This is a genomic window from Ruminococcus flavefaciens ND2009 (assembly GCF_000621785.1).
In the GTDB taxonomy this organism is placed as follows: Bacteria; Bacillota; Clostridia; order Oscillospirales; family Ruminococcaceae; genus Ruminococcus; species Ruminococcus flavefaciens_C.
Genome location: NZ_KK211346.1, coordinates 584,865 through 608,246, shown reverse-complemented (window position 1 = coordinate 608,246; position 23,382 = coordinate 584,865). Strand labels below are relative to the sequence as shown.

The following is a 23,382-nucleotide window of genomic DNA, read 5'->3' as shown; positions in this document are numbered from 1 at the left end:
TATACTTTAAATGATAAAAGAAACTGGAGGTTTGATCTCAATGAAAATTCTTGTTGTCGGACTCGGACTTATAGGCGGGTCACTTTGTAAGGCACTGAAAAAATACACATATCACACTGTGGCAGGCTGCGATATAAATCATGATATTGAAAATGCAGCTCTCAGGGATGTCGCTCTTGATGAAGTGTTTGACGGAAACTATGAGGGCTATGATCTTATAGTAATTTCACTTTTCCCCGAGGGAACTGAGCGCTTTTTTGCTGAAAACGCTTCAAAGATCAATAAAAACACCGTTATTACCGATGTTTGCGGTATCAAAGGCGATTTCTCACAGCGTATGAAGGATATCGCAGAGGCTAACGGTCTCAGGTATCTCGGTATACACCCCATGGCGGGAAAGGAATTCGGCGGCTATTATAACAGCACCGCCGACTTGTTTGTGAAAGCCAACTTTATAGTCGCTCCTTTTGAGGACAGCGCACAGTCTGATGTGGACATGCTCAGCGGACTTGCAAAGGAAATAGGTGCGGGCAAGATCGTTGTGACCAGTCCCGAAAACCATGACAAGATGATAGCTTATACCTCTCAGCTTGCGCATATAGTGTCCAGTGCATATGTAAAAAGCCCCGAGTTGGGGCTTGAATGCGGATTCAGCGGAGGCAGCTTCCAGGATATGACCCGTATAGCTACAATGAATGAGAAAATGTGGACGGATCTGTTCATGCAGAACAGGCAGAACCTGCAATATGAGCTGGATACACTTATCGAAAATCTTCAGAAATACAGCGAAGCTCTTAAAAACGGGGACGCTGACAGAATGAAATCACTTATCGCAGAGGGACGCGAACTCAAGGAGGAGAACCTCCGTCACAGAGTCGGTCAGCCTAACTGAAGAACCTTTTTTCAAATTCAGGAGTATTGTCTGTTATCTTCAGTTTGTTGAGGTAGCTGAACGCCGACTTCTCAGGCAGGTCGAACCGAAGTTCATACGCACAGAGCGCCTGGCGGAATATGCCGTATCGCTTGTTTGCTGCGATATTGCCGTATTTGCCGTCTCCGAGAACCGGAGCGCCTATGTGTGCCATGTGGGCTCTTATCTGATGAGTTCTGCCTGTATACAGAGTTATCTCTACCAGAGACAGCTTGCCGTTGGAAGCGATGACACGGTATCCTGTTTTGATAGGTTTATAGCCTTCAACAGGCGAGTCGGAGATCTTTACGAGGTTTCTTGACTCGTCTTTCTGATGATAGGCGGTGATTATATCCTCTTTTTTCGGCGGAGGAGATACTGTGACACAGTGATAGATCTTATGAAGCCTGCCGCTCCTTATAGCTTCGTTTATATCACGGAGCGCGGCGGCAGTCTTTGCCGCGGTGACAAGACCGCAGGTGTTTCTGTCGAGCCTGCTGCAAAGGGCAGGGGCAAAGGAACTCTCGCTATCGGGCTGGTATTCCTTCTTATTATGAAGATAATGCTTTATCCTGTCGATAAGGGTGTCTGTCATAGGACTTCCGTTGGAATGGGAGTCAAGTCCGACCGGCTTGCTGACTATGATGATATTATCGTCCTCATAGACAACATCTATGTCTGCGGTACAGCTGAGAAAGCTCATATCGTGCTTTTTTTCGGCAGAGACTTCGTCCTTTACATAGACTGTGATCCTGTCGCCTGTGTTGACACGGTCCGAAATATCGCAGCGTTTGCCGTTTATTTTTATGTCCTTTTTTCTTATGAGGCGGTACATCATACTTTTGGGAAGCTCAGGAAGAGCCTTTGATATGAATTTGTCCACTCTCTGACCGCTGTCATTCTCATTAATTATAAACTCTTTCATGTAAGCTCCTTAATTATTACAAAATTGTATCCATAAGTTACAAAAACATTTCGTAAAATTCTTCAATATCTACAAAATTTCATAATAAATTGACTTTTTTGTGAGAAAAAGGTTGAAATATGATTAATAGTATGGTATAATTGACTAAAAGAATGGCGTTTGTGTTTTTTCTTTTTTCAACCTTAATGAAAAGGAGTTCGATAAGCTATGAAGATCTGCAAAACTTTACTTTCCTTATTGATCACCTGTGGTGTCATAAGCTCAGGGGTTGTGATGTCTGCATCGGCAGCCGACTCCAATATATATAATGATAGCACATATTCATCGGAAAGTAAAGAGGAAGATCAGGAGACTTCTCCCGAACAGATTCTCAGAGCGGGGGCAAGTCCGATGGTAGAGCCTGCAACACAGTCTGAGAATGTTTCTGTTCCGTCGCTGAGTAATCCATTCAATGTTTTTGATATTTACGATGCACATCAGAAGTATGTAAAGCTCCATTCAGGCGATAAGAGCATGATATACAAGAAGGCAGAGGGAATAGACGTTTCCTATGCACAGGGTAAGATCGACTGGCAGGCTGTAAAGGACAGCGGAATCGACTACGCTATCATCAGAGCAGGCTACGGAAATGCAAATAAGTACCCTAATCAGGTGGATACCTGGTTCAAGTACAATATCGAAGAAGCTACTAAGGTAGGAATGGACATCGGTATCTACTGGTACAGCTATGCAGATGATATTGAGACCGCAAGATATGAAGCAGAGTCCTGTTATGAGGTAATAAAGGATTATGACATCAATTATCCTGTTTACTTTGATATTGAGGAACCAAAGCATAAGAACTTCTCGACTGCAAGAGTTTCTGAAATAATAGAATCCTTCTGTTCCACCATCGAGTCAAAGGGCTATTATGCAGGAGTATATACCTTTGCAAGTCTGCTCAATACCAAGATCTACCAGGAGGTGCTAGATAAATATGCAGTCTGGGTAGCTCACTGGGATGTTCCTGCACCGGGTTATTCCTATAGCTACGGAATGTGGCAGTATCACGCTACAGGCAGGGTAAACGGCATTTCGACAGATGTTGACCTTGATCACTGCTACATAAATTATCCTTACCTTATATCTCCCGATACATACGTACCTGACGGTACGGAGACAGATTCAAGCGCTCAGATCTATCCTGTAAATATTGATAAGGGTGTAGCAAAGGGAATAGACGTTTCCGTATGGCAGGGCAAGATCGACTGGGACAAGGTCAAGGCTTCAGGTGTTGACTACGCTGTAGTACGTGCAGGCTACGGTGATCTTGCAACTCAGACCGATAAGTACTTTGAAGCGAATATGGAAGGCGCCGAAAAGGCAGGGATCGACTGCGGAGTTTACTGGTACAGCTACGCTTCATCTCCCGAGGACGCTGTTCTTGAGGCAGAAGCCTGCTATGAGGTTATAAAGGATCACAAGTTTGAATACCCTGTTTATTATGCAGTGGAGGATTCTTCCATAGCAGCACTCAGCAATCAGCAGATAACAGATATCATCAATGCTTTCTGCTCAACTCTTGAGAAAAAAGGCTATTATGTGGGAGTAAAGAGCTATGCAAACTTCCTCAATACAAGGGTGGATGCTTCCGTATATTCAAAGTATGATGTATGGGTAGCTCATTACGGCGTATCAAAGCCTGCTTTCAACAAGCACTTCAATATGTGGCAGTTCACAAATGAGGGACAGATCGACGGCATAAAGGGCTATGTAAACTGCAATTATGCTTATCTCGATTTCCCAGGTATAATGAAGAGCGCACATAAGAATGGTTTCTGATCAATAACACATATATGCATACCGCGCATTATGCGGTATGCATATTTTATATTACAGGAGATATTATGGTCGAATTTATAACAGGTCCCGCAGGAAGCGGAAAGACTACCTGTATGTTCGGGCGTATAAAGGACAGATGTCAGGAGGCTGACAGGCTCTGTATCCTTGTTCCCGAGCAGTTTTCGCAGGATTTTGATAAGAAGCTGTACTTCTTTCTCGGAGCTGAGAACTTCAACGAGCTGTTCTCGCTCAGCTTTACGGGGCTTGCAAGACAGCTTTTTCAGCTTTATGGAGACCCCGGCAGAAAAGGCGGATATGCCGATGAAATGGCGAAGATGATACTGGTGTATCAGGCTGTTGAAGCAGCCTTGGCACGCCCTGAGTCACTTGGCAGCTTCCGCAGGCAGAGTACACAGAGCGGCTTTGCCGAGGAGATCATAACGCTCATAAGAGATATGAAGCGTATGGGTATCGGTCCTCAGGATCTTCTGGAGCGCTCTCAGCTTCTGGATAAGCGCCTTATGGATAAAACAAGAGACGTTGCTGCTATCTTTCTGGAATATCAGCGCCTTATGGAGGAATACGGCTTCAAAGACGAACTGGATAATATAAAGGAAGCGGCTGCTGTTGCAAATCTGAATGATTATTTCAGGGGTAAAACTGTTTTTCTCGATGAATTTGAGAGTTTTACCGCCGACCAGTATACTATGATAAAGCTGATGATCTCCACAGCCGACAATGTTTGTATCGCTCTCAGGACTGATGATGTCAATGCGGGAGAGTTCACCCTTTTTGAGACCGTAAACGATACTTATCGCAGGATCAACATGATATGCCGTGAGCTTGGCAAGAAAACCGGGGTCACATTATGCGGTGAGAGCCGCCGTTTCCGTACACCTGATCTGGCTTATGTAAGCAGCCATGCTCTTGTAAACCTTCCTAACGAGCCGAAGAAAGCTCCAAAGGCTGAAAATGTACATATCTTTGAGGCGAGAGATATGTACAGCGAGGCAGAGTATGTCTGCGCGGCTGTAAAGCACTTGCTCTACGAAGACAGGGATCTAAGGTATCGTGATATAGCTATAATTTCCAATGATATCGCAACGTATTCCGATGTGCTGAAGGCTGCATTCAAAAGATACGATATACCGTATTTTCTGAGTCTGGAAAAGCCTGTTTCACATACTGCGGTCATGGTGTACTTCACAACTCTGCTTGACATCCTAAGCAGCAGAAAATTCCGCTCTGAGCAGATATTCCGGCTTATAAAGAGCGGTCTGCTTGATATAGATCTCACCGAGGCCTCACTGCTGGAGAACTATTGCTACAAGTGGGGCGTTGACGGCGAGGTCTGGAATGATCCTTTTACGGCAGAAGATAATGAGCTTGAACGTCTCGAAGGAATAAGAAAGAAGATAGTAATTCCCATAGCTTCGCTGAAAAAGAAGATAAGGCGCAGTATCGCTGCCTCCGAGATGTGCTCTCTGCTTTACGACCATATCGTCAGCTGCGGTGCGGAGAGAAATACCGCCCGACTAATGGGTGAGCTAATAAGGCAGGATAAGGACTACGAAGCGGCAGAGCTGAAACGTTTATGGGGCTGCCTTATTGATATACTCGACAGTATCAGCGATACTCTTGGTGACAGAAAGACGAGCTTTGCCGAGCTCTCGCGCATGATAAGATCAATGATAGGCCGTATACAGTATTCCGTGCCGCCTCAGACACTTGACGCGGTCACTGCTGCATCTGCGAGAATGGCGAGACTTGATTCGCCGAAAGTAGTCTTTGTAATGGGCGTAAATGACGGAGACTTTCCGAATCGTATCAGCCTTCACGGGTTATTCTCGGAAGCAGACAGGGCAAAGCTGGCAGAGAACGGCATAGAGCTTTCTACACCTCTTGCCGAGCTTATAGCCTCTGAAAGACTTGTAGTATATAAAGCTATTTCAGCTGCCTCGGATAAGCTGTATCTGACATATCCCTTGTCGGATCTGTCGGGACAGGCGAAATATCCTGCTCAGATAATTGACAGGATCATCGGTATGTTCGGCGATAAAAGCATACGACTTAAAGATGATGAGATCCCGGTCGAGTATTATGCAGTTACGCTTCATTCGGCATTCTATCATTATATGCAGGAGAGAAGCTCTGACGATACTTCAGTGGCCTCTATAAAAAAACTGCTTATGGAAAGCCCTGAGTACAGGAGAAGACTTTCCTATGTTATCAGCAGAAGCAATATAAGGCAGGATTATCATATCGACAGCTCTATTATTGAGAAGCTTCAGAACTTTGATCCGCTCAGACTTTCCTCAACAGGACTTGAGGAGTATAATCTGTGTCACTTCAAGTATTTCTGCGATAAGTGTCTGAGACTACATATCAATGAGAAGGTGGAACTGGATGCAAGGATAGCAGGTGAGCTTACCCATGAGTGCTTTTACGGTATTCTCAGCACAAGAACAAAAGCGGAGTTCGTATCCATGTCCTATGATGAAGTGAAAAAGGAGATAAACAGCTGCGCGGACAGATACCGTGATACCTCTCTGGCAGGAGATTTCGGAAAGGACGCTAAATTCGGACTGATCTTCAATAAGCTCACAGAGCGTATGTCCGAGGTGTTCCTTTATACTCAGCAGGCTCTTATGGCTTCGGATTTCGTGCCCCATGACTTTGAGCTCGATCTCAGAGACAGCCATTCTGTGATACTTCCGTTCGGAGAAGGCAGAAGCCTCAGCTTTGGAGGTATAGTTGACCGTGCGGATGTATGCAGAGTAGGCGACACGGATTATCTTCGTATAATAGACTATAAAAGCAGCCGGAAGGACATAACTCCCGAGACTCTTGCCTGCGGCATAAATATGCAGATGCTGCTGTATCTTTTTGCTTCGACTGATAAAGGCGGTCTCTACGAAGGCTTTGAGCCTGCGGGAGTGCTATATTCCCCCGTAAGGATCTCAAGTGTCAGCTCCGAGGATCATAAGGTGGACTCAAAGAACAGCAGTGCGGTAAAGAAATCCCTGCGTTCAAGCGGACTTGTTCTCGGGGATATGGACATTCTCAATGCGATGGAAAAGGACGTACGAGGTGAATTCATTCCTGTAAAGCTTGATAAAAACGGAGTTCCCGATAAGTATTCTTCCTGTGTTTCTGCGGAGGGGATGACTTTGCTGAGAAACTATACTTACGGTAAGCTTGTAAGTATGGCAGAGTCCCTTCTGGCGGGAAATGCAGAGGCAGTACCGCTGGTCATGGGAGGAAATGTTCCCTGCACATACTGTGATTATATCAATATATGCGACAATTCCGAGCTCCTGAGCAAGCGGGAGCCTGATGAGACAAAGGTAGCTGAGGCTGCTGACATTCTTGGCAGAAAATACAAGGGAGAGGAGGAGTAATATGGGCTGGACAGAACAACAGCAGAAAGCTATAGATGCGCGTGATACGTCCCTTATAGTGTCAGCTGCAGCGGGCAGCGGAAAAACAGCTGTCCTTACCGAGCGTCTTGTGCAGCTGCTTGCGGATAAGGATTCTGGCGTCCGCGCGGACAGAATGGTAGTTGTTACTTTTACCAATGATGCTGCTGCCGAGCTGAAAAAGCGCCTTGACAGCAAGCTCAGAGCTATGATAAATGATTCTCCCGATAACAGACATCTTCTGAAGCAGCAGATACTGCTTCAGAGCGCAAGAATATCCACCATAAACTCCTTCTGTTTTGACCTTATCAGGGATAATATCGGCGAAAACGGTATAACCTCAGGGTTCAGTGTTCTGGATGATACTGATAATAAGGTGCTGAGAGCCCGTGCCATGGATGATCTCATAAACTATTACTGCGAAAACGAGTATGAAAAGATCTCGTTTATGTACGACCGTTTCTGTATCAAGGACGAGAAAAGCCTTGTGGAGGTCCTCAGCCGAGCAGACAGCTTCCTTTCCTCGGTCGCAATGAGGGATAAATGGCTTGATACCGCAGTAGCTATGTATCAGCCTGAATTCAGCGAGTCTGAATACAGCAAAAGCCTTTTTAAGTCGGTTATGGCTGAGCTTGACAAAGCAGTCAGAGCGGCTGATGATAACATCGGTATGATAAAGAGGATATTTCCCGATATGTCAGCAGCTGCTGCGGAGAAGTCCTATGTTCAGGCTGAGGAAGACTATGACAGGATATGTGCACTTGCGGAAATTTTCAGAGCGAACCGCTTTCCCACAGATGAGGAAGCTGCAAAGGCTCTTGATTTTTCTGTCCTTGTGCGCGTTGGAAAAACTCCTCATGATAAGGCTCTGAGAGATATATTCAAGAAAAAGCGCGAGACAGTAAAAAACACAGCGGCAAAAGTAGTGAACAGTATGATCTCTGTTCAGAGCGATTATGTCGAATGCGGAGAGGTCACGAAGGTCCTTGCGGAAATGCTGAAGAAGTACGAGGAGATCGTCTGGGAGAAGAAATGCGAGAAAAATGCACTCAGTTTTGATGATGGCGAAAGACTTGCTCTTGATATACTTGCAGCGGAAGATGAGAATGGAATGATAATTCAGTCTGAGACCGCTTTGAGGATTGCGGACTACTACGATATAATAATGATAGACGAGTATCAGGACTCGAATAACAAGCAGGATCTTATCTTCAAGCTTATATCCAGGAATTACAGACATGACGAAGCGGGAGAGCCGCTTTACGGCGATAATGTTTTCCTTGTAGGTGATGTGAAGCAGTCTATCTATCGCTTCCGACTTGCCAATCCGCGGAATTTCATCAATACGCTCAGGGTGTCCGAGCCGTATTCCGAGAAAAACAGTTCTAAAAATCAGGCAATTGTGCTGAATAAGAACTTCCGAAGCTCACCTCAGGTCATAGATTTTGTGAACTTTGTTTTTTCGCAGATCATGAGTGAAAAATGCGGAGATATAAACTATACCGAAGATGAACTGCTGTATTTCGGTGCTGCTCAGTATACTGACAGTTCAGCTGAAAGCAGGAAGACCTGTATAACATTTATAAATGATGATCCTGTTGAAGAAGAGGAGCAGACAGAGAAAATAAACCGTGAAGCTGTCCATACTGCTTCCAAAATCGCCGAAATGCTTCGCAGCGGAGAATTGGTCACAGATAAGGACGGCAGGGAAAGAGCCTGCAAGCCTTCGGATTTCTGTATACTTGTCAGAAACAATGTGCATATCAATATGTATGCCGACGAGCTCAACAGGATCGGAGTTCCTGCAAAGGGAAGCGAGGAATCAGGATACCTCAGATCAAGAGAAATAGCAGTATTGACGGATCTGCTGAGGATAATAAGCAATCCTCTCCAGGATATACCTATGGCGGCTGTTATGACATCTCCGATGTATATGTTTTCGGTTTCGGATATAGCAATAATAAAGTCATATGACAGGAAAAAAGCTCTGTTTCCTATAATAAGAGGCATAGCGGACGGAGAATATGCCGAATGTGACGATATGTTCCTCAGGGAGAGATGTGCGGATTTTCTTGAGTCACTTGACAGCTTCAGACTTGATTCCGTTACCATGACAATAGGTGAACTTATCGGAGAGATATATGATACCACCGACTTTATCTCAGTTATGCAGCTATATAATGACGGCGAAAAAAAGCGCGCGAATCTTCGCGCTCTGATACAGTATGCTCAGAATTATGAGAGCACGGCTGCCTTTGATGGTTCAGGAGGTCTGAACGGATTTCTTAGACATCTTGACAGAGTTATGGAAAATGGCGATTATGCACAGGGCAAGGTATCGGCATCAGCCGGTGAATATGTATCTGTAATGACGCTGCACCGCTCAAAGGGACTTGAGTTTCCGTTTGTATTCATAGCAGAAACGTCGGTTAAGTTCAAATTCGATTCAAAGCCTGTCATGTGCAGTCCTGACGGCAGGATCGGATATATGCTCTATGACCCGTCACTGCTGAGAAAGTATAAGACCTTTCAGCAGGTAATGCTTACTTCAGAGGAGGAGCGAGATACCAGAAGTGAGGAGATGCGACTTCTCTATGTCGGTCTTACAAGAGCTCAGCAGAAGCTTTTTATTAATCTGAAAAGCGGAGAAAAAGCCCTGAAAAGAGCGGCAGGCCTGATGGACAGTGTTATACTCCAGAACGGAGATATTGCCGAAGCGGTCGGCGAGGCAAAAAGCTTTTCTGACTGGCTGTGGCTCAGCATTATGCGTACTCCCTGTTTTGAGAATATAGCAGAAGAACTGGGTATGGAAAAAGAAATGATGCTTCCGTATGCAAAAAAGGATTCAGAAACGCTGTTTGAATATGACTTCGCAGGAGAAGTGAGTATACCTGAAGCGGAGCAGGAGGAGAAAACAGAAGAAGCTGTTCCCGATGAAAAGCTTATGGGCGAGATGAAGGAGATAATCGGCTTTTATTATGACCGGACCCTTTCAGAAACTCCTGCCAAGCTCAGCGTTACGCAGATAACAAAGAAACTAAAGGACGGTGATGAGCCCTTTGATCTGAAGCTTAAACGTCCAAGGTTCCGCCGTGAAGGCTCAAAACTTACGGGAGCGGAACGCGGTACGGCTATACATACCTTCTTCCAGTACTGTGATTTTGAGAGTGCTATAAAAAATATATCTGAGGAAATAGAAAATGTAGTGAGTAAGGGCTATATAAGCCGGTCCGAGGCAGATTCAATTGATCGTGCCAATGCACGTGCGTTTTTTGAAAGCGGATTATACAGGAGGATCTGTGCTGCGTTATCCTATGTACGCGAGAAGAAATTCATGGTCGCGGTTTCGGAACTGGATATAGAAAATGATGCACTGGAAAAACTGAAGAAGTCTGACGGAATGATAAAGGGAATAATAGACCTTATGTTTGAAGAGGAAGACGGTATAGTTATCGTGGATTACAAATCAGACAGGGGAGTATCTCTCGAAAAGCTCAAGGAGCGCTATTCCATGCAGCTCAGACTGTATAAAGCGGCAATTGAGCTGACTACAAAGAAAAAGGTAAAAGAAGCGTATCTGTATTCATTTGAAAAGCAGGATCATATTGCTGTCGATATTTAAGCCAAAAGCTCCCGTGAACTTCATGGGAGCTTTTCAACAGCTATTCAACACTGTGATTTGCTAAATTGCAATAAGATGATGTACGTACTTTGTGCAAATCGTAGAAATAATCTGAGTTTGCAAATTTTGTTGACAATAAACGGATTTTGTATTATAATAAAATATACAGAGATATAAAATTTTGAGGTGTAGAATGAACAAAAGAAGGAAACAAAAGCGCAATGCTAACTTGTTTAAGGCAGGCACAGCGGTTTTCCTTTTAGTTCTTATATTTATCGGCGCTTTTACGGCGAGGTATCTGAACAGGCGCAGCAGGCGTACAGTATCTGTTGCAGACCTTATTTCAGATGAAGCTGTGAAGGTCACTACAGGCAAAGTGCCTGCATCTGCCGAATACACTACAGAACGATCAGAGGAAGCGGCAGTGCCTTTTGTTGTATTTCCTGAAAAGACGGACAAGTCTCAGAAATTCAAAAAGGAATATGACGCTAAAAATGCAATTCTGATAAATGTAGACGATAACGAGGTCGTAGCTTACAGGGATGAACACGTACAGTTGTATCCCGCATCACTTACTAAGATTATGACGCTTGTTGTCGCAGTTGAAAATATAGATGACCTTTCTGCTACCGTTCCGATAACGTATGAAATGGTAGCTCCATATATAGCTCTGGACGCCTCCAGGGCGGGCTTTGAGCCTGATGAAACACCGACTCTGCGAGATGTGCTCTATGGTATGATATTATGTTCAGGCGCAGATGCGTCACTTGCAGTTGCCGAGTATGTTGCAGGCTCAGAGGAAGCTTTCGTGAAGCTTATGAACGAGAAATGTGATGAGATCGGATTGAAACATACCCATTTCACGAATGTTGTAGGACTTCACGATAAAAATAATTACAGTACAGCGGAAGATATTGCTGTTTTGCTGGAATATGCGGTGCAGAATGATACCTGCCGTGAGATACTTTCAGCGGTTGACTACAAGGTGCCTCCTACGGAACAGAATCCGGAGGGGCTTGAGTTCAGCAGTACGCTTTTCAGCAGAATGTACGGTGATGAAATGCCGGGAGTTAAAGTTCTTGGCGGGAAAACAGGATTTACAGATGAATCCGGGAACTGCATAGCTACGTTCGCCGACGTGAACGGTAAAACATACATACTTGTGCTGTGCGGCGGAACTACAAATTGGAACAATGTATATAATACGCTGAGTGCGTACAGTGAATACTGCGCAGGCGGAGAAGCTTATGTGCCGCCTGATGAAAGAAAGAAATAAAAAGATATATATTAGAATGTAGAACAAATATCGGAGGATATGTATAATGAAAGAGACAAAGAAAAACAAGCTCAGAATGAGCCGTGTTTTTGTTGCTATGGGTATAATTGTCGCTACTCTTTTCAGTGCTGATTCTCTCAGGAGAGCACTTGCCTCGCAGCAACCTTATAATCTTACTATAAACGGAGAATTCCGCAACGCTGAAACACAGACTGAGGCTTCTACAGGAAACAGTCTTAGTTATAACACTACCGATCAGGCTACAACTGCTTTTGAAGGTGTAAAGTATCTCGGATATTCCGAGTGTGAGCTTTTCAAGAAGGATGTTTCTGACGGTATCCTTTCCCTTTTTAATGATAAGTCTCCTGCTAAAGCGGGTCATCAGGGCGTTATGGTAGATCTTGCTGAGGAAAAGAATGAATTCTACAGCCTTGTTGATGAAGAGGTGGAGCTGAATAAGGACGCTGCCGAGGCTCTTAATCGTATGATGGAAGACTATGCAAACGAAACAGGTCTTGCTGACTTTATCGTTTACGGCACAACTGATACATATACGGGCGAGAGTTCTTACTGCCCGCAGTCTTTTGCTGAGTCCAAGGCAGGCTACTGCGTTGATCTTGCGCTTAACGCTTATGGCTCTGTTATTTCTTATGACGGATATGATACAGAAGGCTGGGTAGGTGAGAATTGCTGGAAATACGGCTTTATAGTCAGATACCCGGAGGGCAAGAAGGAAAAGACAGGATCAGAGTACTGCCCCTGGCATCTCAGATATGTTGGCGAGATACACGCAGCTATCAGCACTCAGAAGAAGATGTGCCTTGAGGAGTACGTTGATTTTCTTGAGCAGTATACCTTTGAGGAACCCTATACCTTCTCGTTCAATGGTGAGTCCTATCAGATCTATTCTGTGACCGGAGAAGAGGACAAGCTTACAACAAGAGTTCCGATTTCCGGAAATTACGAGCTTTCAGGTGATAACAGAGAAACATTCATAATAACCGCACATAAGGTTTGATGAGTGGGAGCAGCTTCGGCTGCTCCTTTTCATTTTAGGCGGTATTGGAGCATATGATATTCTGAGGTGATCTTATGCGGAATTATTTCAGAATGGTCGTTGTTATTACTGCTGTGTTTCTGGCAGCTTTTCTGCTTATAGCAGCTGATTTAAGGGAAGAAGTAAAGGCTGATTCGTATATTCTGATCGAAGCTGATACCGGCGTGGTCATCGAAGATGCAAACGCTGATACAAGACATAATATCGGCTATCTCAGCAAACTTATGAGCGTGCTGCTTATCGCAGATGATATTGATTCGGGTGAATATACTTTAAATGATGTTCTTACCGCTTCTGACAGTGTAACAAATACAAAAGGCTCTGTGATATGGCTTGAAAGCGGAGATACGCTTTCTGTTGATGAGCTTCTGAAAAGTGTGATTATCGGTAACGCCAATGATGCACTTACTGTTCTCGCAGAACGATCTGCGGGAAGCGTTGAACGGTTTGTGATGGATATGAATGCCCGTGCCTTTGATCTCGGACTCAGAAATACTGTTTTTGAAAGTCCTTACGGGTACAGCGGTGAGGCTTCTTTTTCTACTGCGCACGATGTTGCAGTGATATGTTCAGAGCTGCTCCGGCATGATTTTCTTCAGCATTATTTCAAGATATGGCGGGATTTTGTAAGAAACGGACAGGTGGAGCTTGTGAGCGAAAATACACTGACACGAACTTACGGTGCTCACGCAGGATTTAAAGCATGCCATTCTGATGATTCGGGATATTGTATTGCTGAGGCAGGGCTCAGTGATGACGGAACTTCTTTCATTGCGGTCATTCTCGGAAGTGAAGAGGCGGATAGTATTTTTGTAAGCGCGAAAAAGCTTATTAAAAAAGGTTTTAATAACTATCGTGTTACGGATACCATGTTCCCTGATGAGATGATAAGACCTGTTCTTGTTCGCGGCGGTACTGTTTCCGCGGTTGAGATCGGTATTGAAAGACAGGGGAGAGCAGTAGTTCCCATGAGAGCTTCGGAGCTGAGGACAAAGGTGGTTATCCCCGAATATCTTACTGCTCCTGTGAGTGCGGGACAGCCGATAGGGACTGCGGCTTTTTATAATGATGATAAACTTGTTTTTGAGGCTGATATTATAACAAAATCATCTGTACCGAAACTGAATTACACCTTTGTCTTTAGAGAACTGTTGGTGAAACTGATAGAAAAATGATGTTGAAATAGTTACAAATGTACAAATGTTGAAAATGTTATGTAAAGGGACTTGAAAAAAATCCGAAAATATAGTATCATAAAGATGGTAAATTATATTTGTATGGCTTTCCATACATATTGGAGGTAAATTTTAATGTCTTTGAAACTCAACACCAAATACTTGAAGGATTTCGTCAATGCTGACGAAATGGCTGGCATCAAGGCTCAGGTCGAAGCTGCTGCACAGTCCCTTCACAGCAAGACAGGTCTCGGTAATGACTTTTTAGGCTGGGTAGAGCTTCCTACAGAATATGATAAGGAAGAATTTGCTCGTATCAAGGCTGCTGCCGAGAGGATCAAGGCTAATTCCGATATTCTTATCGTTATCGGTATCGGCGGTTCCTATCTTGGCGCAAGAGCAGCTATCGAGCTTCTCAAGTCTCCTCTTTATAACAATATGAAGAAGGATACTCCTGACATCTACTATGTTGGAAACAGCATCAACCCTGCTTATCTCAACGAGATCATTGCTCTGTGTGACGGCAAGGACTTCTCTGTAAACGTTATCTCTAAGTCAGGTACAACTACAGAGCCCGCACTCGCTTTCCGTATCTTCAAGAAGATGGTTGAGGATAAATATGGTAAGGAAGAGGCTAAGAACCGTATCTTCGCTACTACAGACAAGGCAAGAGGAACTCTCAAGAACCTCTCAGACGCTGAGGGATATGAGACCTTCGTTATTCCCGACGATGTAGGAGGACGTTTCTCAGTTCTTACAGCTGTTGGCCTTCTTCCTATCGCAGTTGCAGGCTGTGACATTGACGCTCTCATGAAGGGTGCTGCTAAGGCACAGGCTGATTTCTGCGCTGATTTCGATAACAATGACTGCTATAAGTATGCAGCTCTCAGAAATATCCTTTACAGGAAGGGTAAGTCTGTTGAGATGCTGGTTTCATACGATCCCAGCTTCGTAATGATGTCCGAGTGGTACAAGCAGCTCTTCGGCGAGAGCGAGGGTAAGGATAACAAGGGCATATTCCCCTCAGCAGCTGTTTTCTCAACTGATCTTCACTCTATGGGTCAGTATATCCAGGACGGTGCAAGGATCCTTTTTGAAACTGTTGTTGACATCAAGAAGCCCAAGACTGATCTCTTCCTTGAGCCCGATGCTGAGAACCTTGACGGCCTTAATTTCCTTACAAACCAGAATATGTCTGTTGTAAACAGAAAGGCTTTCGAGGGTACAGTTCTTGCTCATACAGAGGGCGGAGTTCCCAATATCATCCTTGAGCTTGATGACACAACCGAGGAGAATGTAGGCTATATGATCTACTTCTTTGAGAAGGCTTGCGCTATCTCAGGATATGTTCTTGGAGTAAATCCTTTTAACCAGCCCGGTGTTGAAAGCTATAAGTCAAATATGTTCGCTCTTCTCGGCAAGCCCGGTTATGAAGGCGCAAAGGCTGCTCTTGAAGCTAAGCTCGGCTGATCGGTCTGTTTAGCTCATAATACAAAATATAATACGTCATAAATGCCGAAAGGCACGGAAGGAGTAAATTATGATTAAACTTATTACAGGTAAAAAAGGTACAGGTAAGACAAAGATACTCATCGATCAGATCAACGATGCTGTAAAGTCAACAAACGGCAACCTGGTTTGCATTGAAAAGGGCGATAACATCAGACGTTCTATCAGCTTCAGAGTAAGATGGTGCGATACAGAGAGCTTTGCTATCGAAGGTGCAGATGCATTCTACGGCTTTGTAGCAGGTATGCTGGCTGGCAACTACGATATAAAGGACGTTTTCGTTGATGGTATCCTCAAGATCGTTGGCCGCGACTACAATGCACTTGGCACTCTCTTTGAGAAGCTCGACAAGCTTACAGGTGAGGAAGCAACTGTTGTATTCACAGTTTCTGCTGATGATTCTGAGCTTCCCGAGAGCGTTAAGCAGTTTATCAAGTAATTTAGTATTAAAACCGAAAAAATTTACACCTAACTATTGACATATCCTGTCATCTGGTGTATAATATATCTTATGGTGCTCTGAAGGATTATAATATGAAGATCAATTTAAAACAGATATTTGATATCGTTGGAGAATCAAAGAAATTCGGCTATGAGATCGGTACCGATGAGCTTGAGGGGGTAAAAGGATTTACTTTCAGTACCCCTGTCAGTCTCGAAGGAAGGTTCTATAACCGTGCGGGAGTCGTTTATCTTGAGTATTCCGCTGCTTTTGAGATGCTTCACACCTGTGACAGGTGTCTGAAGGAGTTCTCAAAGAACTATGATCTCAGCTTTGAACATATTGTTGTTCCTTCCGTCAGCAACAGCGATAACGACGACTATATCGTCGCTGACGGCGAGAGCATTGAAGTGAATGAAATTGCACTGACCGATATGCTTCTCAGTTTGCCTACAAAGGTGCTGTGCAGGGAAGACTGCAAGGGGCTTTGTATGGTATGCGGCTGTGATCTTAACGAAAAACAGTGCGATCATCTTAATAATAATGAGCTGTGAAGCTCTGTAAGGAGGTGCCAGAATGGCTGTACCGAAGAGAAAAACTTCCAAGGCAAGACGTGATAAGAGACGTTCTGCAGTTTGGAAGCTTGAAGCACCCGCAATGTCCAAGTGTGATAACTGCGGCGCATATAAGGCTCCGCACAAGGTTTGCAAAAACTGCGGATTCTATAAGGGCGTTGAGGTCCTTAAGATCGACGCTGAATAATCGGCTTGATCCGATAAAAGAGAAGGAGAGGAGGAGAGATCCTTCTCTCCTTTTTAAGTATTTGGAGATATTTTATGGTTAAGATCAACAGCGTTATGCATGGCTCTCCGTCAGACAAATACGGAGTAAAAAAAGACGATATACTCGTTAAAATTAATGGTCATGGTATAAAAGATGTCCTTGACTATATGTATTATGCTGCCGATACTGAGGTTTCTCTTGAACTGCTGCGCGACAACGAAACAATAAATCTGGAGATCAGCAAGGACGAATACGACGATCTGGGGCTTGAGTTCGAGACCTTCCTTATGGACAGCAAGCAGTCATGCAGCAATAAGTGCGTCTTTTGCTTTATTGACCAGATGCCGCCGGGAATGAGAGAAACTCTATATTTCAAAGACGATGATGCCCGCCTTTCTTTTTTACAGGGTAATTACGTCACACTAACAAATCTTCATCAGGAGGATATTGACAGAATCATTGAGATGAAACTCAATATCAATGTTTCTGTCCATACTACAAATCCCGAGCTCAGAGTAAAGATGATGCATAACCGCTTTGCAGGCGAAAAGCTTAAGTATATCTGGCAGCTGGCTGAAAGCGGCATAAAGCTGAATTGTCAGATCGTTTGCTGTCCCGGACTTAATGATGGTGACGAATTACGGAGATCGCTTACGGACCTTGGTACTCTTATGCCAAACATCACGAGTATGGCTGTAGTACCGGTGGGACTTACTAAGTTCAGAAAGGGCCTTTACCCTCTTGTCGGCTTTACTAAGGAATCTGCCGCCGAGACTATCGATATTATCGAAGAATTCCAGCAGGTGTTCCTCGAAAAATTCGGTACAAGAACTGTGTTTCCGTCAGACGAATTCTATCTGATAGCTGAGCGAGAGCTTCCCCCAATGGAGGCTTATGAGGACTTTTCTCAGTATGAAAACGGCGTCGGAATGCTCAGGTCATTGATCGATGAGTTTGACAAAGCTCTTGATATGGCTGAGTGGGAGGGCGGAAAGCGTCACGTTTCCATTGCAACGGGATATTCTCCGTTTACAACCATAAGCAGCCTTGCTAAGAAGGCAGAGGAGAAATTTCCTGAGCTCAGATGCGATGTCTACCGTATCAGGAACGACTTCTTTGGGGAAACTATCACTGTTACAGGTCTGATAACCGCTCAGGATCTTATTGCCCAGCTCAGAGGCAAGGACCTCGGGGACGAGCTTTTGATCTCTTCGGCTATGCTTCGGCGCGATTCTGATGTATTTCTTGATGACCTTACAGTTCCTGATGTGGAGAAGGAACTCAATGTGAAGCTGACATCCACTAACAGCGACGGATATGAATTGCTTGACGCAATAATGGGGATAACCTATTGAAGTCATTCGGCATATCACGAATAATATATGAATATACGAAGCGCATAGCTTCTTCAAATAATTGGTTTAAATGAAAAATGCAGAAAGGGGAATTGAAATGCCTTTACCGATAGTTGCAGTAGTCGGACGTCCTAATGTAGGAAAGTCCACCCTTTTCAACAAGCTTATTGGACAGCGCCTGTCCATTGTCGAGGATACTCCCGGTGTTACCAGAGACCGTATCTATTCAAAATGCGAGTGGCGCGGTAAGGAATTCATGGTTGTTGATACAGGCGGTATTGAGCCTGACAGCAATGATGTCATTCTTGCTCAGATGAGAAGACAGTCTGAGCTGGCTATAGAGAAAGCAGATGTTATTGTCTTTGTTACAGATATAAGATGCGGTGTAACTGCCGATGACTATGCGGTCGCACAGATGCTTCTAAAGAGCGGCAAACCCATTGTTCTTGCTGTAAACAAGGTCGATAACCTTGGAGATCCTCCTATGGAGCTCTATGAATTCTATAATCTCGGTCTCGGAGACCCTTATCCTATATCTTCGGTACATGGACACGGAACAGGCGATATGCTGGACAAGGTGTATGAAAGTCTTCCTGACAGCGAGGAAGCTGAATATGACGAGGACCACATCAAGGTTGCTGTCATCGGAAAGCCTAATGCAGGAAAGTCTTCTCTCATCAACAAGATAGCCGGGGAGGAGAGGGTTATAGTTTCCGATATTGCAGGAACTACCCGTGACTCAACGGATACTGTTATTGAAAATGAATATGGAAAATTCGTATTTATCGATACAGCAGGTATACGTAAAAAATCAAAGGTGACCGAAAAAGTCGAGCATTATAGTGTTCTCAGAGCCTATATGGCTGTAGATCGTGCAGATGTCTGTGTTATTATGCTGGACGCTGCCGAAGGCTTTACAGAGCAGGATTCAAAGGTTGCCGGCTACGCTCATGAACAGGGAAAAGCCTGTGTAGTTGCTGTAAATAAATGGGATCTGATCGAAAAGGACGACAAAACCATGCAGGAGTACAGGACAAAGCTTGAGAACGATTTCAGCTTCATGTCCTATGTTCCGTTTGTCTTTATATCCGCTAAAACCGGTCAGCGTATAAACAAGCTCTATGAGCTTATCAAGTATACCTATGAGCAGAATAGTATGCGTATCTCAACGGGAATGCTGAACGATGTTCTTGCATATGCGACTACAAGAGTACAACCGCCTTCGGACAAGGGCAGAAGGCTGAAGATATACTACATGACTCAGCCCTCAACAAAGCCGCCTACATTCGTAACATTCGTAAACAGAGCGGACCTTTTCCATTTCTCATACAGGAGATACATTGAAAATCAGATACGTTCAACATTCGGGCTTGAAGGAACGCCTGTCCGTTTCATAGTCCGTGAGAGGGGAGGAAATGATAAATAATGAAACTATTTCTTTCTATCATTGCTGCCGCAGGTCTCGGTTATTTTCTTGGCAGCCTTAATTTCTCCATCATTGTTGTAAGAATGATGACGGGCCGCGATATACGTGACATGGGAAGCAAGAACGCAGGTCTGACAAATACCCTCAGATGCGCAGGAAAGAGCTGTGCGCTCTTTACACTTCTGGGAGATCTTCTTAAAGGCATTGTTGCAGTTGCTCTTGCAAGAGGGTTCTGTCATCTGCTCCACGCAGGTATGATGCCGGGGAATGATACACACTATATCGGATATATAGCCGGTTTTTTTGCTATTCTCGGTCATGTTTTCCCGATATACTACAGCTTTAAGGGCGGAAAGGGAGTTCTTGTCGGAGCAGCTTCTTTCCTTGCTGTGGACTATAAGGTATTCCTTGCACTTCTCGCGATTTTTGTGGTAATACTTGCGCTATCAAAGTATGTTTCGCTTGCTTCTATCATCTCTACAGCATATTGCCCGCTGGCAACTCTGCTTATGTCATGGCTTATTGACGGATACTCGTTCGGAAGAAGCTTCCTGTATATGATTCTGTCACTGCCAATGGCGGCTATGGTCATTTGGATGCACCGCTCAAATATAGAGAGACTTATGGATGGAAATGAGAATAAATTTACGTTCAATACCATAAATATAAAATGAGGCTCAATGCGGAAGGAGTAAAATATTATGGCAAAGATAGTTATACTTGGTTCAGGCGGTTTCGGACTCAGTCTTGCAATAATGGCTGAGCACTGCGGACACGATGTAACTGTATGGTCTAAATTCCAATCTGAAATAGACGATATCCGCTCTCACGGGGAGCACGTTCAGAAACTTCCCGGAGTACCTGTTTCAGAAAGCATTGCAATGACCAGCGATATTTCATGTATCAAGGGCTGTGATGTCCTTATATTTGGTATTCCCTCGTCATTTGTAAGAGATGTAGCAAAGTCTGCTGCACCATATGTAGATGATAATATGGTTATCGTCAACACAGGTAAAGGTCTTGAGGAGGGAAGTCTCAAAACTCTCAGCGAGGTCATCAAGGAAGAGATACATACCGAGAAGCTTGTAGTTCTTTCAGGTCCCTCTCATGCAGAGGAGCTCGCAAGATGTGTTCCTACTACAATAGTTGCGGCTTCCGAAAATCATGATGCAGCCGAGCTTGTCCAGAGAGAATTCGGCAACAGCTATCTAAGGATCTATCTTAATGATGATGTCAAGGGCTGTGAGATCGGCGGAGCTCTGAAAAATATCATTGCTCTGTGTGTGGGTGTCTGTGACGGTCTTGGGTACGGTGATAATACAAAGGCAGCTCTTATGACAAGAGGCATACATGAGATCGCTCGTCTCGGAAAAGCCTGCGGAGCTAATATCGCAACATTCAGCGGTCTGACAGGTATCGGAGATCTTATCGTTACCTGTACAAGTATGCACAGCCGTAACAGACGTGCAGGCATACTTATCGGTCAGGGTGTTTCTCCAGAGGAGGCTGTTGAACGTGTTGGCACAGTAGAAGGTTATTTCTGCTGTAAGGCGGCATATGACCTTGCCAAGCGCCTTGGCGTTGAAATGCCTATAACCGAGCAGCTCAATGAGGTGCTTTTCAACGGCGGAGACGTAAGACATGCCCTTGGTGCACTGATGAACCGTCCGCAGAACTATGAAGAAATATAAGCAATACTTTATGAGGTGAGTTCAATTGATAAAAATATGCGATTACAGAGGACATATCCGTAACTGGAGAGGGCTTTGCGAGGAGCTTGGCATTGACGGAACACTTTCAAGAGAAGAACGTGAAAAGGCAATTATTGTAAAGGCTTATGAAAAATGGGGCAGGGAAATGGCTGATCATTTTTACGGAATGTTTGCATTTGCGCTTTACGATACAGAAAATGACAAGTATTTCTGTCTGAGAGATCAGTTTGGCACTAAGCCCTTCTATTACTATATCACTGCTGATAACAGACTGCTCAGCGGTACTTATATCAGGGATATAATGAAGCAGGAAGGCTTCGTGAAGGAGCTGAATGTTGATATGCTCCAGATCTACATGACTCTTACATATGTAGCAGGAGAGGACACATTCTTCAAGGGTGTAAAGAAGCTCATGCCCGGACACTGGCTGGAATTTGAGAACGGAAAGCTTACCCTCGGACGCTACTGGACTCCGGAGTTTAAGCCAGATGACAGTAAGTCTCTCGATGATTGGGCTGATGAGATACATGAGACTCTCAAGAGCATATTCCCTGAGGTGAAGGATCAGGACGAAATAGCCGAATCTTTCCTTTCAGGCGGCGTCGATTCCTCTTATGTACTCGCAATGTCCGATGCTAAAAGAGCTGATTCCTGCGGTTATGACGAGGAGCGATTTGATGAATCGAGAGTAGCTGCAAAGACAGCTGAGCTGCTTAATGTAGAGCACAGCGTTGCCAATATCCAGCCTAAGGACTTTTTCGATGTTGTTCCTTTTGTTATGTACAATATGGAGCAGCCTCTCGGAGATGCCTCTGCTATCGTGTTTACTCTTGGCTGTAAGGCAACTGCTGAACATACCAAACTCTGCTATTCAGGCGAGGGCGCAGACGAGTTCTTCGGCGGATACAATATGTACAGAAATGCTGAGCGTTATGGCGAAAATCTCAAGACTTTCTATGTTGGCAATACCAATATCATGAAGGAAGAAGAAAAGCAGCGTATACTCAAGCATTATGATCCAGAGGTGCTTCCTATAAATCTTGTAAAGTACATCTATGATGAGACTGAGGGACTTGATCCCCTTACAAAAATGTCAGATGTTGATATACAGATCTGGCTTGAGGGCGATATTTACCTCAATGTAGACAAGATGAGTACAGCCTGCGGACTTGAGATCCGTATGCCGCTTACTGACAGAAGGATCTTTGACATAGCTTCCCGTATGCCTTCAAAGTACAAGGTAAATGAGGAGACAAACAAGGTCGCATTCAGAACTGCCGCTGCAAAGGTGCTTCCTGAGGAGATAGCTTTCAGAAAGAAGCTCGGCTTCATAGTTCCTATCAGGATATGGCTTGCAGATGAGCGTTATAATGCAGATGTGCGCGCTAAATTCAGCAGTGATATGGCAGCAGAGTTCTTTGATATTGACGAGATAAATGCTATATTCAATGACTATATCGGCGGAAATTCTGATAACTGGCGCAAGGTATGGACTATTTACACCTTCCTTGTATGGTATGAAGAATACTTCGTAAAGAGATAAAACCAAGCCCGTGAGAGTGGTCTCACGGGCTGTTTGCTTTATTTCTTTTTTGAAGGAAGTTCTTCATAGATCGAATTGATAAGTTTATTCAGGAGATCTTTATCATCAACTTCCGTTACAAGAAGCATTGCTTTTGCACCATCATATGGAAGCTCAAGTGGCGCATCGGTCATCAGTTCCCTGGCTGAGCTGACGTCTTTTACAAGAAATCTGTCGTCATAAATGCCTCCGATTATCTTGCTTTGGTAATAATATATTCGCCCATCATTGCTCTGTAAGTAATCCCGTCAAGTTCTGAAAGCTGTTCCAGTATAAAGCTGAGATATTCCTTGCTTGAAGCCATAATTGCCTCCTTAAATCTGATATAAAAAAGATACTTCCGAAAAATCGGAAGTATCCTGTATTAT

General features: G+C 44.3%; 17 protein-coding genes and 1 pseudogene. 16 read left to right on the top strand and 2 right to left on the bottom strand.

Annotated features, from left to right (window positions below; all coding sequences use genetic code 11):
* The first annotated feature begins 40 nt into the window (after window positions 1–40).
* A complete protein-coding gene (locus T488_RS0109645) occupies window positions 41–892 on the top strand; it encodes a prephenate dehydrogenase (RefSeq protein WP_028520612.1) in 852 nt (283 codons plus the stop codon).
* On the opposite strand, the gene T488_RS0109640 is transcribed toward T488_RS0109645, so the two are convergent.
* Window positions 885–1,835, bottom strand: a complete 951-nt coding sequence (locus tag T488_RS0109640; protein ID WP_028520611.1) for an RluA family pseudouridine synthase — start codon at window positions 1,833–1,835, stop codon at window positions 885–887. The two genes, T488_RS0109645 and T488_RS0109640, sit on opposite strands and share 8 nt — an antisense overlap.
* Window positions 1,836–2,108: 273 nt before the next feature.
* Between T488_RS0109640 and T488_RS0109635 the strand changes: the two genes are divergently transcribed.
* The 15 genes from T488_RS0109635 (at window position 2,109) to T488_RS0109565 (ending at window position 22,975) form a co-directional block, all read left to right on the top strand.
* Window positions 2,109–3,656, top strand: coding sequence for a glycoside hydrolase family 25 protein (locus tag T488_RS0109635; protein ID WP_037297671.1), 1,548 nt, complete (start codon window positions 2,109–2,111; stop codon window positions 3,654–3,656).
* A 65-nt stretch (window positions 3,657–3,721) separates the two neighbouring features.
* The gene (locus T488_RS0109630; protein ID WP_028520609.1) at window positions 3,722–7,057 is read left to right on the top strand and encodes a PD-(D/E)XK nuclease family protein; all 3,336 of its coding nucleotides are present in this window, start codon (window positions 3,722–3,724) and stop codon (window positions 7,055–7,057) included.
* Between the two features lies 1 nt (window position 7,058).
* Entirely contained in the window at window positions 7,059–10,697 is a 3,639-nt protein-coding gene (addA, locus tag T488_RS0109625) for a helicase-exonuclease AddAB subunit AddA (protein WP_028520608.1), read from the top strand.
* Window positions 10,698–10,890: 193 nt separating this feature from the next.
* Entirely contained in the window at window positions 10,891–11,973 is a 1,083-nt protein-coding gene (locus T488_RS17550) for a D-alanyl-D-alanine carboxypeptidase family protein (protein WP_051536411.1), read from the top strand.
* A gap of 46 nt (window positions 11,974–12,019) precedes the next feature.
* A complete protein-coding gene (locus T488_RS18775) occupies window positions 12,020–12,991 on the top strand; it encodes a D-alanyl-D-alanine carboxypeptidase family protein (protein ID WP_028520607.1) in 972 nt (323 codons plus the stop codon).
* Window positions 12,992–13,065: 74 nt separating this feature from the next.
* Window positions 13,066–14,205, top strand: coding sequence for a D-alanyl-D-alanine carboxypeptidase family protein (locus T488_RS0109610; protein ID WP_028520606.1), 1,140 nt, complete (start codon window positions 13,066–13,068; stop codon window positions 14,203–14,205).
* Between the two features lie 135 nt (window positions 14,206–14,340).
* Window positions 14,341–15,675, top strand: coding sequence for a glucose-6-phosphate isomerase (locus tag T488_RS0109605; protein ID WP_028520605.1), 1,335 nt, complete (start codon window positions 14,341–14,343; stop codon window positions 15,673–15,675).
* Window positions 15,676–15,745: 70 nt separating this feature from the next.
* The gene (locus tag T488_RS0109600) at window positions 15,746–16,153 is read left to right on the top strand and encodes a hypothetical protein (protein WP_028520604.1); all 408 of its coding nucleotides are present in this window, start codon (window positions 15,746–15,748) and stop codon (window positions 16,151–16,153) included.
* A gap of 95 nt (window positions 16,154–16,248) precedes the next feature.
* Complete coding sequence (locus T488_RS0109595) at window positions 16,249–16,710, top strand: YceD family protein (RefSeq protein WP_028520603.1); 462 nt, start codon at window positions 16,249–16,251, stop codon at window positions 16,708–16,710.
* 22 nt (window positions 16,711–16,732) lie between these two features.
* Window positions 16,733–16,918 (top strand): 50S ribosomal protein L32, encoded by a 186-nt coding sequence (rpmF, locus tag T488_RS0109590; RefSeq protein ID WP_019678749.1) that lies wholly within the window; start codon window positions 16,733–16,735, stop codon window positions 16,916–16,918.
* A 74-nt stretch (window positions 16,919–16,992) separates the two neighbouring features.
* Window positions 16,993–18,294: a DUF512 domain-containing protein gene (locus T488_RS0109585; RefSeq protein WP_028520602.1), complete on the top strand. Its 1,302-nt coding sequence runs from the start codon at window positions 16,993–16,995 to the stop codon at window positions 18,292–18,294.
* 97 nt (window positions 18,295–18,391) lie between these two features.
* Window positions 18,392–19,720, top strand: a complete 1,329-nt coding sequence (der, locus tag T488_RS0109580) for a ribosome biogenesis GTPase Der (RefSeq protein WP_028520601.1) — start codon at window positions 18,392–18,394, stop codon at window positions 19,718–19,720.
* The gene (gene plsY, locus T488_RS0109575; protein ID WP_051536410.1) at window positions 19,720–20,394 is read left to right on the top strand and encodes a glycerol-3-phosphate 1-O-acyltransferase PlsY; all 675 of its coding nucleotides are present in this window, start codon (window positions 19,720–19,722) and stop codon (window positions 20,392–20,394) included. Before der ends, plsY begins: the two co-directional genes overlap by 1 nt.
* A gap of 27 nt (window positions 20,395–20,421) precedes the next feature.
* Complete coding sequence (locus T488_RS0109570; RefSeq protein WP_028520599.1) at window positions 20,422–21,411, top strand: NAD(P)H-dependent glycerol-3-phosphate dehydrogenase; 990 nt, start codon at window positions 20,422–20,424, stop codon at window positions 21,409–21,411.
* Window positions 21,412–21,436: 25 nt separating this feature from the next.
* Window positions 21,437–22,975 carry an asparagine synthetase B family protein gene (locus T488_RS0109565; protein WP_028520598.1) on the top strand — a complete coding sequence of 513 codons (1,539 nt, stop codon included), beginning with the start codon at window positions 21,437–21,439 and terminating at the stop codon, window positions 22,973–22,975.
* Between the two features lie 38 nt (window positions 22,976–23,013).
* On the opposite strand, the pseudogene T488_RS17540 reads toward T488_RS0109565, so the two are convergent.
* Window positions 23,014–23,318: pseudogene (locus T488_RS17540) on the bottom strand (TfoX/Sxy family protein).
* Window positions 23,319–23,382 lie beyond the last annotated feature (64 nt).

What these genes read in the sequence shown, in the direction of transcription:
- T488_RS0109605 (WP_028520605.1), top strand. Translation starts at nt 14,341, where the DNA reads ATGTCTTTGAAACTCAACACCAAATACTTGAAGGATTTCGTCAATGCT.
- T488_RS0109635 (WP_037297671.1), top strand. Translation starts at nt 2,109, where the DNA reads ATGTCTGCATCGGCAGCCGACTCCAATATATATAATGATAGCACATAT.
- T488_RS0109585 (WP_028520602.1), top strand. Translation starts at nt 16,993, where the DNA reads ATGGTTAAGATCAACAGCGTTATGCATGGCTCTCCGTCAGACAAATAC.
- rpmF (WP_019678749.1), top strand. Translation starts at nt 16,733, where the DNA reads ATGGCTGTACCGAAGAGAAAAACTTCCAAGGCAAGACGTGATAAGAGA.
- plsY (WP_051536410.1), top strand. Translation starts at nt 19,720, where the DNA reads ATGAAACTATTTCTTTCTATCATTGCTGCCGCAGGTCTCGGTTATTTT.
- T488_RS0109610 (WP_028520606.1), top strand. Translation starts at nt 13,066, where the DNA reads ATGCGGAATTATTTCAGAATGGTCGTTGTTATTACTGCTGTGTTTCTG.
- T488_RS0109645 (WP_028520612.1), top strand. Translation starts at nt 41, where the DNA reads ATGAAAATTCTTGTTGTCGGACTCGGACTTATAGGCGGGTCACTTTGT.
- T488_RS0109600 (WP_028520604.1), top strand. Translation starts at nt 15,746, where the DNA reads ATGATTAAACTTATTACAGGTAAAAAAGGTACAGGTAAGACAAAGATA.
- T488_RS0109630 (WP_028520609.1), top strand. Translation starts at nt 3,722, where the DNA reads ATGGTCGAATTTATAACAGGTCCCGCAGGAAGCGGAAAGACTACCTGT.
- T488_RS0109570 (WP_028520599.1), top strand. Translation starts at nt 20,422, where the DNA reads ATGGCAAAGATAGTTATACTTGGTTCAGGCGGTTTCGGACTCAGTCTT.
- addA (WP_028520608.1), top strand. Translation starts at nt 7,059, where the DNA reads ATGGGCTGGACAGAACAACAGCAGAAAGCTATAGATGCGCGTGATACG.
- der (WP_028520601.1), top strand. Translation starts at nt 18,392, where the DNA reads ATGCCTTTACCGATAGTTGCAGTAGTCGGACGTCCTAATGTAGGAAAG.
- T488_RS0109595 (WP_028520603.1), top strand. Translation starts at nt 16,249, where the DNA reads ATGAAGATCAATTTAAAACAGATATTTGATATCGTTGGAGAATCAAAG.
- T488_RS18775 (WP_028520607.1), top strand. Translation starts at nt 12,020, where the DNA reads ATGAAAGAGACAAAGAAAAACAAGCTCAGAATGAGCCGTGTTTTTGTT.
- T488_RS17550 (WP_051536411.1), top strand. Translation starts at nt 10,891, where the DNA reads ATGAACAAAAGAAGGAAACAAAAGCGCAATGCTAACTTGTTTAAGGCA.
- T488_RS0109640 (WP_028520611.1), bottom strand. Translation starts at nt 1,835, where the DNA reads ATGAAAGAGTTTATAATTAATGAGAATGACAGCGGTCAGAGAGTGGAC.